The 13,130-nt window shown below is 68.4% G+C and carries 15 protein-coding genes and 2 pseudogenes; 9 read left to right on the plus strand and 8 right to left on the minus strand.

Features of this window, described 5'->3' with window-relative positions; translation table 11 throughout:
* Positions 1-107: 107 nt before the first annotated feature.
* On the plus strand, positions 108-896 hold the full coding sequence (locus tag HEB94_RS47135) for a class I SAM-dependent methyltransferase (RefSeq protein ID WP_238361813.1): 789 nt from the start codon (positions 108-110) through the stop codon (positions 894-896).
* Positions 897-928: 32 nt separating this feature from the next.
* Here the strand turns inward: HEB94_RS47135 and HEB94_RS47140 are convergent, their stop codons facing one another.
* Together HEB94_RS47140 and HEB94_RS47145 are read right to left on the minus strand one after the other, a co-directional pair.
* Positions 929-1,117 (minus strand): hypothetical protein, encoded by a 189-nt coding sequence (locus HEB94_RS47140; protein WP_192755864.1) that lies wholly within the window; start codon positions 1,115-1,117, stop codon positions 929-931.
* 110 nt (positions 1,118-1,227) lie between these two features.
* Positions 1,228-1,434 carry a hypothetical protein gene (locus HEB94_RS47145; protein WP_192755865.1) on the minus strand — a complete coding sequence of 69 codons (207 nt, stop codon included), beginning with the start codon at positions 1,432-1,434 and terminating at the stop codon, positions 1,228-1,230.
* Between the two features lie 129 nt (positions 1,435-1,563).
* Between HEB94_RS47145 and HEB94_RS47150 the strand changes: the two genes are divergently transcribed.
* Positions 1,564-2,682 carry a cation diffusion facilitator family transporter gene (locus HEB94_RS47150; protein WP_192755866.1) on the plus strand — a complete coding sequence of 373 codons (1,119 nt, stop codon included), beginning with the start codon at positions 1,564-1,566 and terminating at the stop codon, positions 2,680-2,682.
* Between the two features lie 15 nt (positions 2,683-2,697).
* On the opposite strand, the pseudogene kdpA reads toward HEB94_RS47150, so the two are convergent.
* The 5 genes and pseudogenes from kdpA to HEB94_RS47175 form a co-directional block, all read right to left on the minus strand.
* Positions 2,698-4,346: pseudogene (kdpA, locus tag HEB94_RS47155) on the minus strand (potassium-transporting ATPase subunit KdpA).
* Position 4,347: 1 nt separating this feature from the next.
* Positions 4,348-5,250 carry a potassium-transporting ATPase subunit C gene (locus HEB94_RS54060; RefSeq protein WP_192755867.1) on the minus strand — a complete coding sequence of 301 codons (903 nt, stop codon included), beginning with the start codon at positions 5,248-5,250 and terminating at the stop codon, positions 4,348-4,350.
* 2 nt (positions 5,251-5,252) lie between these two features.
* Positions 5,253-7,250, minus strand: a pseudogene (gene kdpB / locus HEB94_RS47165) (potassium-transporting ATPase subunit KdpB).
* 170 nt (positions 7,251-7,420) lie between these two features.
* Positions 7,421-7,510: a K(+)-transporting ATPase subunit F gene (gene kdpF, locus HEB94_RS47170; RefSeq protein ID WP_192755868.1), complete on the minus strand. Its 90-nt coding sequence runs from the start codon at positions 7,508-7,510 to the stop codon at positions 7,421-7,423.
* A 107-nt stretch (positions 7,511-7,617) separates the two neighbouring features.
* Positions 7,618-8,043 (minus strand): SAV_915 family protein, encoded by a 426-nt coding sequence (locus tag HEB94_RS47175; RefSeq protein ID WP_202896915.1) that lies wholly within the window; start codon positions 8,041-8,043, stop codon positions 7,618-7,620.
* 195 nt (positions 8,044-8,238) lie between these two features.
* On the opposite strand from HEB94_RS47175, the gene HEB94_RS53150 reads away from it, so the two are divergent.
* The 3 genes from HEB94_RS53150 to HEB94_RS47185 all read left to right on the plus strand — a co-directional run bounded on the left by HEB94_RS53150 (position 8,239) and on the right by HEB94_RS47185 (position 9,493).
* The gene (locus tag HEB94_RS53150; RefSeq protein WP_202896916.1) at positions 8,239-8,574 is read left to right on the plus strand and encodes a mycothiol transferase; all 336 of its coding nucleotides are present in this window, start codon (positions 8,239-8,241) and stop codon (positions 8,572-8,574) included.
* Positions 8,507-8,734 (plus strand): mycothiol transferase, encoded by a 228-nt coding sequence (locus HEB94_RS53155; RefSeq protein WP_202896917.1) that lies wholly within the window; start codon positions 8,507-8,509, stop codon positions 8,732-8,734. The genes HEB94_RS53150 and HEB94_RS53155 overlap by 68 nt, the downstream gene beginning before the upstream one ends.
* 189 nt (positions 8,735-8,923) lie before the next feature.
* Positions 8,924-9,493, plus strand: a complete 570-nt coding sequence (locus tag HEB94_RS47185) for an ATP-binding protein (RefSeq protein WP_192755869.1) — start codon at positions 8,924-8,926, stop codon at positions 9,491-9,493.
* Between the two features lie 115 nt (positions 9,494-9,608).
* Here the strand turns inward: HEB94_RS47185 and HEB94_RS47190 are convergent, their stop codons facing one another.
* Positions 9,609-10,565, minus strand: coding sequence for an LLM class F420-dependent oxidoreductase (locus HEB94_RS47190; protein ID WP_192755870.1), 957 nt, complete (start codon positions 10,563-10,565; stop codon positions 9,609-9,611).
* 118 nt (positions 10,566-10,683) lie between these two features.
* On the opposite strand from HEB94_RS47190, the gene HEB94_RS47195 reads away from it, so the two are divergent.
* The 4 genes from HEB94_RS47195 (at position 10,684) to HEB94_RS47210 (ending at position 13,031) form a co-directional block, all read left to right on the plus strand.
* Positions 10,684-11,076, plus strand: a complete 393-nt coding sequence (locus tag HEB94_RS47195) for a MerR family transcriptional regulator (protein ID WP_192755871.1) — start codon at positions 10,684-10,686, stop codon at positions 11,074-11,076.
* A complete protein-coding gene (locus HEB94_RS47200) occupies positions 11,073-11,624 on the plus strand; it encodes a GrpB family protein (RefSeq protein ID WP_192755872.1) in 552 nt (183 codons plus the stop codon). The genes HEB94_RS47195 and HEB94_RS47200 overlap by 4 nt, the downstream gene beginning before the upstream one ends.
* Positions 11,625-11,689: 65 nt before the next feature.
* The gene (locus tag HEB94_RS47205; RefSeq protein ID WP_192755873.1) at positions 11,690-12,142 is read left to right on the plus strand and encodes a GNAT family N-acetyltransferase; all 453 of its coding nucleotides are present in this window, start codon (positions 11,690-11,692) and stop codon (positions 12,140-12,142) included.
* 55 nt (positions 12,143-12,197) lie between these two features.
* Complete coding sequence (locus HEB94_RS47210; protein WP_337918468.1) at positions 12,198-13,031, plus strand: PHP domain-containing protein; 834 nt, start codon at positions 12,198-12,200, stop codon at positions 13,029-13,031.
* The last annotated feature ends 99 nt before the right edge of the window (positions 13,032-13,130 follow it).

Below are 13,130 nucleotides of genomic sequence, written 5' to 3' on the forward strand. Positions count from 1 at the left end.
GATGGGCGCGGGGCGCGGACCACCGCTCGCGGGCGACCGGGCGGAGGGTGCACCGCGGGCCGCGACAGGCCGGTGGAAACCCGTTGCCCCGCGCAGGGGGAGCACGCTTGGGTGAGCGCATGGGAAACCAGCCGGTCGAGGAGCTACCCGAGCACGTGCGCCGCAACCGGGAGGCGTGGGACACCGACATCAGCGCCTTCTTCGCCGACCGCGCCCGCGCACAGTGGGCAGCCGAGCCGCACTGGGGAGTCTGGGCGATCCCACAGCAGGACCTTCCCGTCCTACCCGCCGACCTCGCCGGTAAGGATCTGATCGAGCTCGGCTGCGGAACGGCGTACGTGTCCGCCTGGGCTGCCCGTGCCGGTGCTCGACCGGTCGGGATCGACAACTCCGAACGGCAACTCGCCGCCGCCCGGGCCTGCCAGGACGAGTTCGACATCCGCTTCCCGCTGCTGCACGGCAACGCCGAGCAGGTCCCCCTTCCGGACGCGAGCTTCGACGTCGCGATCAGCGAGCACGGCGCCTCGTCCTGGTGCGATCCCTACCGCTGGATACCCGAGGCCGCGCGTCTTCTCCGGCCCGGCGGCGAACTCGTCTTCATGCGCAGCTCGGATCTGCTGACGCTGTGCACACCGGCGACGGGCGCGGCCGGCGACACCCTGCTGCGCCCGCAGTTCGGAATGTCGCGGATCGCTGATGATGAGGGCGGGGTGAACTTCGCGCTCCCCCACGGCCCGATGATCCGGCTTCTCCGGGAGAGCGGTTTCGTGCTGGAGGACCTGATCGAGGTGTATCCGGGTGAGAACGCCTCGACCGACTACGACTACGTCGAGTTGGAGTGGGCCCGGCAGTGGCCGAGCGAGGAGGTCTGGAAGGCACGCCGCGTCGCCTCCTGACCGTTGTACGCACGACGACGCGACCCGGCGTGCTACGAGGACGGCGGACCGCCCGGCCATCCGGCACCGAACTGGTCTCCTGGCCTCTCCCCGACGCCCGGGATCTTGTCGTCCTGGCGCCTCCGCTTACGCCGCGGCAGGGCGTTGGCCGCGCCCCACCGGCCGGCGGCGACCAGGGCAACGCCCAGGATCACCACTCCCACAACAATCCACAGGACCATTTCCCAAAGTTGAACCTCGCGACGGGGCACGTCAAGCCCCGCGGGCGGCAGCGTCACGCGTGTGGCAGATGAGGTTCCGACGCGGTCCTACCCGGTCCCACCCAGGCCCTTCAGGGACCGTAGGAGGACATGTCGGACCCGTATCCGGTGTTACTGGAATCACCGGGCCAGTTGCGAAGCGCCCGGACCTGATCGTTGTCGAGTGCGCGTTCGCGCGCGTCGTTCCCCCGCTCCAGCCCACGCCTCCCGCGCACGTAGCCCACGAGAACGAGGACCAGGCCGAGGACGACCACCCCTATCAATATCCCCAAGCCCATGCGAAAAGGCTGAACCTCCTAGCGCCCCGAGTCAATGGGTCGGGCCCGCTCGTTGCACCGGATTCGCGACCACACTGCTGTCGCTGTTCGTGGGATGCTGCAATCGGTTTTCGGTGTGATTCTGTCGGCATGAGCACCGAGCGACCTTCCGACCACGGTCACGGTCACGCTCCTGATCACCACGACGGTCCTGATCCCGGCCACGGTCCTGATCACGGCCACGGGCACAGGCATGGGCACGGGCACGGCTCCCGGTCACGCCCCACCCTGCTGGCGAGGTTCCGGCATCTCCTCACGCCGCACAGCCACGACAGCGCGGACGTGATCGACGGGGCTCTGGAGGCCAGCCGACGGGGCCTGCGCGCTCTGTGGATCTCCTTCGCCGCCCTGCTGGTCACCGCGGTGGTCCAGGCCGGTCTGGTCGTGGTGACCAGTTCGGTGGCCCTGCTGGGCGACACCCTGCACAACGTCGCCGACGCGTTGACCGCCGTTCCGCTCGCGATCGCCTTCGTCCTCGGCCGGCGTGCGGTCACCCGCCGGTTCACCTACGGGCTCGGACGGGCGGAGGACCTGGCCGGACTCGTGATCGTGCTCGTCATCGCGACCTCGGCCGGCCTCGCCGCCTGGGAGGCCATCGACCGGCTGTCCCACCCTCGTGAGGTCACCAACCTCGGCTGGCTGGCGGTGGCGGGCGTCGTCGGGTTCGCCGGGAACGAACTGGTCGCCCGCTACCGGATCAGAGTCGGGCGGCAGATCGGGTCCGCCGCACTCGTCGCCGACGGCCTGCACGCCCGTACCGACGGCTTCACCAGCCTGGCCGTCCTGGTCTCGGCGGGCGGCCTCGCGCTGGGGTGGACCTGGGCCGACCCGCTGGTGGGCCTGGCGATCACGGCCGCGATCGTGAGTGTGCTGTGGAGTGCGGCGCGAGAGGTGTTCGGCAGGCTGCTGGACGCGGTGGACCCCGACCTCTCACGGCTCGCCGAACAGGTCGCGGGCGAGACGTCCGGCGTCCACGCCGTCCAGCACCTGCGTCTGCGCTGGGTCGGACACGCCCTACACGCCGAGGCCGACGTCACGGTCGATGCCAACCTCAGCGTCGTCGACGCCCACGAGATCACCCACGCCGTCGAACACCGGCTCCTGCACGCGTTGCCACGGCTGGCCCGGGCGAGCATCCACGCCAACCCACTCGGGGCCGCCGGGGAGCTTGCCCACTCCCGCGTCACCCACCACAGCCACGCCCGCTGAACCCGGCGGCCGGTCTCAGAACAACCCTTCGGCGATGGGGCCGAGCGACAGTGCCGGCAGGAAGTTGAGCAACGCCAGGATCATGGCGGTGCCGGTGGCGAGGACGACGAAGTTGACGCCCTGAGCCCGCAGCGTGCCCGCGGTCTCGACAACCGGCTGTTGACGGGCGAGTCTTCCGGCCAGGGCGAGCAGGAACACCATCGGAAGGTAGCGTCCGACCAGCATCGCCGCCGACATCAGCAGATTGTGGAAGTCGGTGGCCCCGTTGAAGCCGGCCATCGCACTCCCGTTGCTGTTGACGTTGCTCGTGTAGGCGTAGATGAGTTCGGTGAGGCCGTGTGGTCCGGGATTGCCCATGGAGGACGGTCCGGCCTGGAACGCCACCGCCACCGCGGAGCTGAGGAGGATCGTCGTCGGCGCGACGAGTGCGTACAACACGACGTACCTCATCTCGCCGAAGCCGAGTCGCTTACGGAGGTACTCAGGCGTACGACCGACCATCAGTCCACCGATGAACACCGAGACGAGGACGGCGATCAGCAGGCCGTACAGGCCACTGCCCGTGCCGCCGGGCGCGATCTCGCCGAGCATCATCGCCGACAGCAACACGGCGCCGCCGAAGCTGGAGAAGCTGTCGTAGGAGGAGTTGACCGCGCCGTCCGCGGTGGCGGTGGCGGACACGCCGAACAGTGTGCTGCCAGGGATGCCGATCCGCGTCTCGGTGCCTTCCACCTGACCCCCGACGGCCTCGGTGACCGTACCGTTGTGCGCGCTCTGCGCGAGGTTGGCGGCGAGCAGCAGCAGGCCGAAGAGGATGCCGACGATGGCGAGCAACGTCCACCCCTGCTTGAGACTTCCGATCAGCCGGCCGTAGGTGCGCAGGAACGCCGTCGGGATGAGCAGCATGAGCACGATCTCGACGGTGTTCGACCAGGCCGAGGGGTTCTCGAACGGGTGAGCGCTGCTGACGTTGAAGAATCCACCGCCGTCGCCGGACATCAGCTTGATCGACTCCCACGATCCCACCGGACCGCCGATGAGCGTCTGCTGACCTCCCGCCAGGGTGCTCACGGTGTGGGCTCCGGCGAGGTTCTGCTGGACACCGAGCGCGATCAGACGAGCCCGGAGACGACCGCGATAGGGACCAGGATCCGCAGGATGGTGCGGATCAGATCGACCCAGAAGTTACCGAGTTGGTCGGTGCTGCGACGGACGAAGCCACGCACCAGCGCGAGCGCGACGCAGATGCCGACGGCGGCGGAGGCGAACGCCTGGGTGCCGAGCCCCGCCATCACCGCGAGATGGCCCGTCGTCGACTCACCCGCGTAGTTCTGCCAACTGGTGTTGGTGGTGAAGCTGACCGCTGTGTGCAGGGCCAGCCGCCACGGCATCCCCTCGTGCCCGAGCGACCAGGGAAGTTTGTCCTGGAAGGTGAACAGGGCGAAGAGCGCCGCGATGCTCGCGAAGGTGAACGCGAGCAGCGCGAGCAGGTAGTGGCGCCAGTCCTGTTCCTTGTCCGGATCGACGCCGCACACCCGGTAGATCGCGGTCTCGACCCTGAGGTGACGCGCACCGTCGAGGGCCCTGGCCATGTAGTCACCGAGCGGGACGTGCAGAGCCACGACAAGGGTGACGACGAACAGCGCCTGGATCAGGCCGTACATCTCATGCTCCCTGCACGGGGTGGGTGCGGTCGAGGGCGATGTTCAGCTCGAGCACGTTGACGCTCGGTGCTCCGAGGAAGCCCAGCGCACGGCCGGTGGTGTAGGTGTCGACCAACGCGAGAACGGTCCGCTCGCTGATGCCGCGTTCGCGTGCGACGCGTGCGACCTGCAGCCTGGCATAGGCCGGGCTGATGTGCGGGTCCAGACCGCTTCCGCTGGCGGTGACCGCGTCGGCGGGAACCTTCGGGTCGGCGGGTGCGTCGCCTCGGATCGGCGTGACCACCGCCTGGTGGTAGTCCGCTCCTGGTTGCGCGCACTGGACCGTGACACCTTCGTAGGTGCGGACGAACGGGCGCGCCGGGCATGCCTGGTTGAGGCTGACCACCCGCCGGGCGGTGCCGGTCAGGCCGTCGGCGCGGAAGACGCCGAGGACGGCTCCCACACCGTCCGGCGTACAGAAGGGGCGGCGCCCGTCGACGCGCTCGAGTTCTCCGACCTGCCGGCTCAGCGCGCACACCTGCGTGAGCAGGCTCTGCTTGCCCGAGTCAGGATCATCCGCGCCGGGCAGGGTGTCGACGACGCTTTCCGGACCGAGGTTGCCCGCTGCCGAGGCGGCGGCGTCGTACCCGTCGCCCGCGTTGGACGGCCGCGGCTGGAAGTAGGCGCGCACGGCTTGTCCGTCGGCGTCGCTGAACGACTGACCGATCAGCGAACTTCCGACCTGCCTGCCGTCGGGACCGTCCACCCGCGATCCCTGGGCCCTGGAGCGCAGCCCCGGCACCTGCGCGACGGCGGTCATCGCGAGCGGGTAGGCCAGGCCCACCACCACGGTGATCACCACGACAACCCGGACCGCCGCCAACAACTGGCGGAGCCAGGAGGACTCCACAGACAGACGAGACATGGTCAGATCCCGGGGATGAACGAGACGATGGCGACGTCGATGAACTTGATCGCGAGGAACGGCACGACCAGCCCGCCCAGGCCGTACACCCACAGGTTCCTGGTGAGCAGGTCGGACGCGCCGCTCGGCCGATACAGCACCCCTCGCAGGGCAAGCGGATCAGCGCGACGATGACGACCGCGTTGAAGATGACGGCGGACAGGATCGCCGACGTCGGAGAGTGCAACTGCATGATGTTGACGTTCCGCAGCGACGGGTAGACGCCGCCGAACATCGCGGGAAGGATCGCGAAGTACTTCGCGATGTCGTTGGCGATCGAGAAGGTCGTCAACGCTCCACGAGTGATCAGGAGCTGCTTTCCGATCTCGACGATGTCCATGATCTTCGTCGGGTCGGAGTCGAGGTCGACCATGTTGCCGGCCTCCTTGGCGGCCGACGTCCCCGTACTCATCGCCACGCCGACGTCGGCCTGCGCCAGAGCCGGCGCGTCGTTCGTGCCGTCCCCGGTCATCGCGATCAGGTGGCCGTCGGCCTGCTCGCGCCGGATGAGGGCCAGCTTGTCCTCGGGGGTCGCCTCCGCGACGAAGTCGTCCACGCCGGCCTCGGCGGCGATCGCCTTCGCGGTCACCGGGTTGTCACCGGTCACCATGACGGTACGGATACCCATCCGCCGCATCTCACCGAAACGCGCCGCCAAGCCTGGCTTGACGACATCCTTGAGGTGGATGACGCCCAGCACCCGGGCCGGCTGGTCGTCGACCCGCTCGGCCACCACCAGCGGCGTTCCGCCGGCCGCCGACACCCCTTCGACAAGCGGAGCCAGGGTCGCGGGGACTGTTCCACGACCGCCCTCCACCCAGTCGGCGACGGCGGTCGCGGCACCCTTGCGGAGTTGGTGTCCCTCCGGCAGGTCGACGCCCGACATGCGAGTGGTGGCGCTGAAGGCCACCCAGAGGGCCCCCGGCAGGTTCGTGCCCTCTCCCGACGACGGCGTGCCACGGTGCGCGAGGTCGACGATCGAACGGCCCTCCGGCGTCTCGTCCGCGAGGCTGGACCGAAGCGCCGCGTCCGCGAGCCGCTCCGGGGCGACCCCGTCGACGAGGAGGAACTCCACCGCCTGCCGGTTGCCGTAGGTGATGGTTCCGGTCTTGTCCAGGAGCAGGGTGTTGACATCGCCGGCCGCCTCGACCGCTCGCCCGGACATCGCGAGAACGTTCCGTTGAACCAGCCGGTCCATGCCCGCGATACCGATAGCCGAGAGCAACCCACCGATCGTCGTCGGGATCAGGCAGACCAACAGGGACACCAGGACGATGCCGGTGACCCCGTCGGAGGTCAACGCCTCGGTGTCCCGCGCCGCTCCCATGAAGGCCTTGGAGAAGATCGCCATCGGCTGGACGGTGACCACCGCGACCAGGAAGACGAAGGTCAGCATGACCAGCAGCAGGTTGAGGGCGAGTTCGTTCGGCGTCTTCTTGCGGTTGGCGCCTTCGACGAGGGCGATCATCCGGTCCAGGAAGCTCGCCCCTGGTTCCTGCGTGATGCGTACGACGATCCGGTCGGACAGCACCTTCGTACCGCCGGTCACCGGACCGATCGCCGCCCGACTCACGAATCACCGGGGCGGACTCGCCGCTGATCGCCGACTCGTCGACGCTGGCCACTCCCTCCACGACGTCACCGTCGCCCGGGATGAGTTCGCCGGCCGTGACCAGCACCAGGTCGCCGCGACGCAGGTCGATCGCCGGAACCGTCTCCTCGGCAAGGTCCGACGGCGCGAGGCCTGGCTGCCAGTTGCCGACTCTGCGTCCACTGGTCTGCTGGCGCGTACGCCGAAGCGTGTCCGCCTGCGCCTTCCCACGGCTCTCGGCGACCGCCTCGGCGAGGTTGGCGAAGACCACGGTCAGCCACAGCCACGCGGTGATCAGCCACCCGAACACGCTCGGGTGCACGATGGCGAGGCACGTGGTCAACGCCGCCCCGATCTCGGTGACGAACATGACCGGGTTGCGGATCATGGTGACGGGGTTGAGCTTGCGCAGCGCGGCCGGCAGGGCAAGCCACAGTTGACGCGGATCCAGCAGGCCCGCACCGACGCGGTGCGGGCGCTCCGGTCCCGGCGAGTGGTCGGCCTGGTCGGGCGCGGGCCTCACGGGCGCTGTGGCGCTCATCAGAACCGCTCCGGGACGATGAGGGCGGACAGCAGGTAGCCGGCCAGGACCACGGCGACAACGAGTGCGGCGACGTTTTCGAGAGTCACCAGAACCTCACAGTTACGGGCCAGGTGGGGTTGGCCGGGTTCGGCGCGACGTCGCGCGAACTCCTGACGCCAGAGGTGGTGCGACCGGCCGTCTCCGGCCGGGAGAATCAGGACCCGTACGCCCCGACGCGGCCGGCGCTCGCCCACTCGGGCTCGCCCGGCTGGCAGGAGGCGGAGGGGCTGTTCTTGGCCCGCGCCGCGCGACTCGGATCGGGGGCGGTCGCGGCGCTCCGTCCGGAGGCCTTCACTCCGGGGGCGGCGAACTGTGGGTCCACGGTGACCGTGGCCACGCCCAGTGGTTCGACCATGGCGCGCATCGCGGGCTCGGCGAGCCTGATCCAGGCCTGGTTCTGACCGAGCAGGGCGACGAGGCGCTCCTGGGTGGTGAATCCGACGGCGGTACGACGGCCCAGCGGCGTACGGAAGAGTCGGATCGCACACGAGGCTGAACCCGACCGGACGGGAACGAAGAGCGGCCCGGCCGGGCGCAGTTCCGATGGGTCCGGGTCGTCACTGAGCGTGGCGTCGGTCATGACATGTTCTCCTCAGGTAGCCGAACCCGCCGTCTTCGGCGGGCGCTCCATGACCGTAGAACCGCCGCCCCGACGTGACGCCGACGTTGATACGGCGTTGACGGGCCCGACCGAACCATTGACGGGTTGCTAAGACGGAGCACACTTGCCTAGGACCGAAACGAGGTTGATCAGCTGGGCTGGACGGCGCCAGAGGTGAAGTGGGCGGACGAGCCCTTCACCGGGAATGAGCGCGCGACTCTGGAGGGCTTCCTCGAACGGGGCCGGTCCACCCTCCTCCACAAGTGCGCCGGCCTCACCGCCGAGCAGCTGGCACTTCGGACGGTGTCACCCTCGTCGCTGTCACTGCTCGGCCTGATCCGACACGTCACCGACGTGGAGCGAACCTGGTTCCCTCGACGATTCGCGGGTCGGGACGTCCCGAGCATCTACGGTCGCCCCGACACCCCGAACGCCGCCTTCGATGACGTGGACTCCCCTCACGCCGAAGCGGCGTACCACCTGCTGGTCCGGGAGTGGGAGGTGTCGTGAGGCGGTCCGCGACCGGTCGCTCGAGGAGACGTTCTCCCATCCCCGCTACGGGCCGATGTCCCTGCGCTGGATCATGTGCCACATGTGTTCGGAGTACGACCGCCACAACGGCCACGCCGACCTACTTCGCGAACGCATCGACGGCCGCACCGGTAGTTGAACGCTGCCTCGACGCCTCGTGTGTGGGTCCGCGACTGGCACCAGCCCTGACGCCGTCGGTGGTCACGACCAGGCCTGGCCGTCCACCGGTATGGTCGTCCGGGTGTGTCGCCCGGACGTTCGGAGCGACTCCCGGCGAGACCCGCGACACCCAAGCGTTCGACGTTCAGCCATACGACTGGGAGGTTTCGTGAACCGAGGCTTGCTCCTCAACGGAGTCAACGGCGTCGGAAAGTCCACCATGATCGGCGCGATCGGAGGGGTCCTGACATCGGCAGGCCTTGTCACCGCGGTCGTCGACACGGACGACCTCGCCCAGTTCGGCCCACCACCACCAAGCGGATCGGCCCTGCGTAACGGGTTCTACGACCGGTTGAAGTGCGCGAACCTCGCCGCCGTCTGGCCGAACTACCGGGCGCTCGGCGCCGAGTACATCGTCGTCTCGACCGGCATCGACAGCGCGGCCATGCGAGACGAGTTCGCCAACAGCCTCGGCGACTGCGAGGTTCAGCTGGTCCGGCTCGTTGCCCCCACGGAGCTCGTGCGCGCACGCCTTCGTGGCAGGGACACGGGCGCGCTCCTCGACAGGCAACTGGCACAGCTGACCGAACAGGAGGCGCTGCTCGACGCCGCGGGCCTCGAGGACTTCACGGTGGTCAACGATGTCCGGCCGATTCCGGAAGTCGCGCGCGAGATCGTCGTCCGCGCCGGCTGGATCCAACCGGTCGGCGAGAGCGAGTACGCCAACGCGAGCAGGTGATCGCGCGCCCCGGCCAAGCGGTAGGCGGGGCCGCGCCCCAGGGGTCTTTGGGTGCGGACGTCGCCACAGCCGGCTCAGAGGCGAGTCCGCCCGTCTGCGGCGTTGGCAGCTTCGGTCATGAGGCCGGGGCCCGTTCGCGGATCTCCACCGCCGTCTCGAGCATCTGCTGGGTGTTGGTGAACGAGTCCTGCAGATTCAGATCCAGGATGAGCTCGTTCGCGCCCGCCTCTGCGGCCGTGTGGATGTCCTCCATGATCTGGTCGAGCGTGCCGATGAACGCCGACCGGTCAGGTCCTGCCAGACGGTCGGTGAAGGTGATGTTTCCCACCACGACCATCTCCATCCGGCTCGCGTCCCGGCCGTACTCGGAAGCCATCTCCCGGATGCGGTCCCAGTTCGCGTGCAGTTCCGCGGCTCCGGCCGGCCCGGGTGTGGTGAGGAGCGGCAACCAGCCGTCCGCACGTTTGGCGACACGCTCCATGGCCTTGGGACTGCCACTGCGGCCCAGGTTGGCGGCACCGCCTGCGAGCATCACGGGGATCTTCGAAACGGGCTTGGGCAGGACCGCCGCATTGTTGATGATCACGCGAGGACTCCGGAAGTTCACCAGGTCCGGCCCCCACACGGCCTCGAACACGTCCAGCGTCTCGTCGAGGAAGCGGCCGCGATCCGCTCGGGTGGCGCCGGCCGCCTGGAGTCCGTCGGTGGCCCAGCCTGCGCCCATACCCGCGACCACACGCCCACCGCTGATCTGGTCGATCGTGGCCAGCTGCTTCGCCAGCTGGAGGGGTGTATGGAGAGCGGCGATCAGAACGGCGGTACCGAGGCGGACCTGTTCGGTCACCACCGCTGCCGCCGTGAGGACTGCCAGGGGGTCGGCGGTCTGCCGCCCGCTTTCCGGCCACGGCACGTTCGGCGGAGCATACGGTTCGATGGGCGTCTCGGCGAAGAGGAGCTGTTCATACGTCCACAAACTGGAGTATCCGGCCGCTTCGGCCGTTTTGGCTGCTTCGACCAGGTCGTGTTGCAGGTCGACCCTCAGTCTCTGGGGCAGCCGAAGTCCGAGTTTCATCTGGAGCCTCCGATGTGGTCGTGATTGTCGTGGCCGCCACAGCAGCCGCTCTCGTCACCTCGGGTGCGAGCCTTGAACACTCACACAGATGTGAAGGTCAAGTCGTAGGGTTGAGCAGATGAGAATTGGAGACCTCGCGGAACGTACGGGCGTGTCCCGTCGGCTGCTGCGCTACTACGAGGAGCAGGGAATGCTCACACCCAGCCGCGCCTTCAACGGATACCGCGAATACGAAGATTCACACGTGGACATCGTGGTGCAGATCAAGGGACTGCTCGACGCCGGACTACCGACGCGCATCATCCAGCAGCTCCTGCCGTGCCTGGACAAGCAGCAGACGATCTACGCCACCGACGTGACACCCGAAATGATCGCCACACTGCAACGTGAACAAGCTCGACTGTCCGAACGCATCGAGTGCCTGACCCGCAACAGGGACGCAATGGCCGACTATCTCGACACGGTTCTCAGCGTCAGGTCAGCGAACACCGAGACCACGGCGACATCATGACAGACCCTAACCACACAGCATCAACGTTCAGGCACGCCGCCGTTCGCATCGTCGAGTACGACCCGACCTGGCCGACGCGCTACGCCGAAGAAGCCACACTGCTCACCGAGACACTCGGTTCTCGGCTCCTGCGCGTGGAGCACGTGGGCAGCACGTCCGTGCCCGGCATGCCGGCGAAGCCGATCATCGACATCCTGGCCGCCGTCGCTGGGTACGACGATTTCCCGACGGTGGTAACTGACCTGGAAAAGATCGGCTACCTCTACACGCCCGAGTCCGAGTCCGACGATCCGGATCGACGTGTCTTTCGCAAGGGGCCGGACGACATGACCCGACTCCGGACCCACCACCTGCACGTCACCGAAGCGGGTAGCCCCTACTGGCAGCGCATCGTGGCGTTCCGCGACCACCTCAGACGAACCCCCGAGGTGGCAACCGCCTACGCGGACCTCAAGAAGGGCCTTGCCGCCGAGCACGCGCGGGAACCGCGCAGCTACACGGCGGGCAAGCACGACTTCGTCACCACGGTCGAAAGGATCACTTCGTGACAATGGGGCGGTTTGAGGGATACCGGCAACGCGCGGTTGGCGGCTCAGCTCAGTAGGTTCGGCGCATGGACATCCGAGTCGAACCACTTCACGAGGCGACGGACGAGGCGGTCGAGGCGTTCGGACGCCTGCTGCCACAGCTCTCCTCGTCCGCGACCCCGCTGAGTCACGACGCCCTGGCCACGATCCTGGCCTGCCCCACGAACACCGTGCTCGTCGCCCGAACCGACGATCGGATCGTCGGCGCGCTGACCCTCGTCATGATCCCGATTCCGACCGGGACACGCGCCTGGATCGAGGACGTCATCGTCGACAACGACGCGCGAGGGCTCGGCCTGGGTTCGACTCTCACCACGGAGGCGATCCGCGTGGCGCTGGAGTCCGGGGCCAGGACGGTCGACCTCACGTCGCGCCCCTCGCGCGTCGCGGCGAACCGGCTGTACGAGAAGGTCGGCTTCAAGCGTCGGGAGACCAACGTCTACCGGTTCGAGGTGGCCGACCGTTCGGCCCAGACCTGATCGGTACGGCGGACGCGAGGTTGTGGAGGTTCCCGGCGCCTGACAGGATCGCGTGGTGCTGCCGGCAGACAATCACGTCCACAGCGAATGGTCCTGGGACGCGCTGAACGGGTCGATGGAGCAGACCTGCGCGCGAGCCGTCGAGATCGGTCTTTCCGCGCTCGCGTTCACCGAGCACGTCGATCACACGAAGTGGACGGCGACGGCCGATGACTTCGATGAGGATCTTCGTCCGCTGATCGGGCCGGACGGGCTGCTGACCCCGCCCGTCATGGACGTGGACGGCTACCTCGAATGCATCCAGCGCTGCCGCGAGAAGTTCCCGAGCCTGCGGATCATCTCCGGGATGGAGTTGGGCGAACCTCATCGGCACGAGGCCGCCATCTCCAAGCTGCTCCACGCCGGTAGCTTCGACCGGCTACTCGGCTCCCTGCACTGCCTGCCAGACGGCGACCGTTTCCTCGAGCCGCCAGATCTGTTTCGGAAGCGACCGGCGGCGGAGGTCGTACGCGACTACCTGACCGAACTGCCGCGACTGATCGCGGGCTCCGACGTGTTCGCGGTACTCGCGCACATCGACTACCCGTTTCGCTACTGGCCGGCCGATGCCGGGCCGTTCGATCCGACCGCGTTCGAGGACGAGTTCCGCGAGGCACTGCGGGCGCTCGCTCGCAGCGGTCGGGCGCTGGAAGTCAACACCAACCTGCCCCTCGACCCGCGGGTGGTCCGCTGGTGGCACGAAGAGGGCGGCGAGGCGATCACGTTCGGGAGCGACGCCCACGACCCGACCGGGCTCGCCCGCGGCTTCCGCGAGGCGGCCGCCATGGTCGAGGCCAACGGGTTCCGGCCCGGCCGGCACCCCTTCGACTTCTGGGCCCGTTCAGGCTGACGGCCCACCGGCCGCGGGCCGGCCATCGGATAGCTAGCGAGGGGACCGGTGTCTTTAGGTATGGGGGAATCGCTTGTCTGGGTTGCTCTGGGCTTAACT

This window comes from Actinopolymorpha pittospori (assembly GCF_014873875.1).
Classification (GTDB): domain Bacteria; phylum Actinomycetota; class Actinomycetes; order Propionibacteriales; family Actinopolymorphaceae; genus Actinopolymorpha; species Actinopolymorpha pittospori.

Coding starts and splice junctions, on each gene's coding strand:
- HEB94_RS54060 (WP_192755867.1), bottom strand. CDS start 5,250: ATGTCTCGTCTGTCTGTGGAGTCCTCCTGGCTCCGCCAGTTGTTGGCG.
- HEB94_RS47205 (WP_192755873.1), top strand. CDS start 11,690: ATGGACATCCGAGTCGAACCACTTCACGAGGCGACGGACGAGGCGGTC.
- HEB94_RS47140 (WP_192755864.1), bottom strand. CDS start 1,117: ATGGTCCTGTGGATTGTTGTGGGAGTGGTGATCCTGGGCGTTGCCCTG.
- HEB94_RS47190 (WP_192755870.1), bottom strand. CDS start 10,565: ATGAAACTCGGACTTCGGCTGCCCCAGAGACTGAGGGTCGACCTGCAA.
- HEB94_RS47150 (WP_192755866.1), top strand. CDS start 1,564: ATGAGCACCGAGCGACCTTCCGACCACGGTCACGGTCACGCTCCTGAT.
- HEB94_RS47175 (WP_202896915.1), bottom strand. CDS start 8,043: ATGACCGACGCCACGCTCAGTGACGACCCGGACCCATCGGAACTGCGC.
- HEB94_RS53155 (WP_202896917.1), top strand. CDS start 8,507: ATGACGTGGACTCCCCTCACGCCGAAGCGGCGTACCACCTGCTGGTCC.
- HEB94_RS47200 (WP_192755872.1), top strand. CDS start 11,073: ATGACAGACCCTAACCACACAGCATCAACGTTCAGGCACGCCGCCGTT.
- HEB94_RS47195 (WP_192755871.1), top strand. CDS start 10,684: ATGAGAATTGGAGACCTCGCGGAACGTACGGGCGTGTCCCGTCGGCTG.
- HEB94_RS47145 (WP_192755865.1), bottom strand. CDS start 1,434: ATGGGCTTGGGGATATTGATAGGGGTGGTCGTCCTCGGCCTGGTCCTC.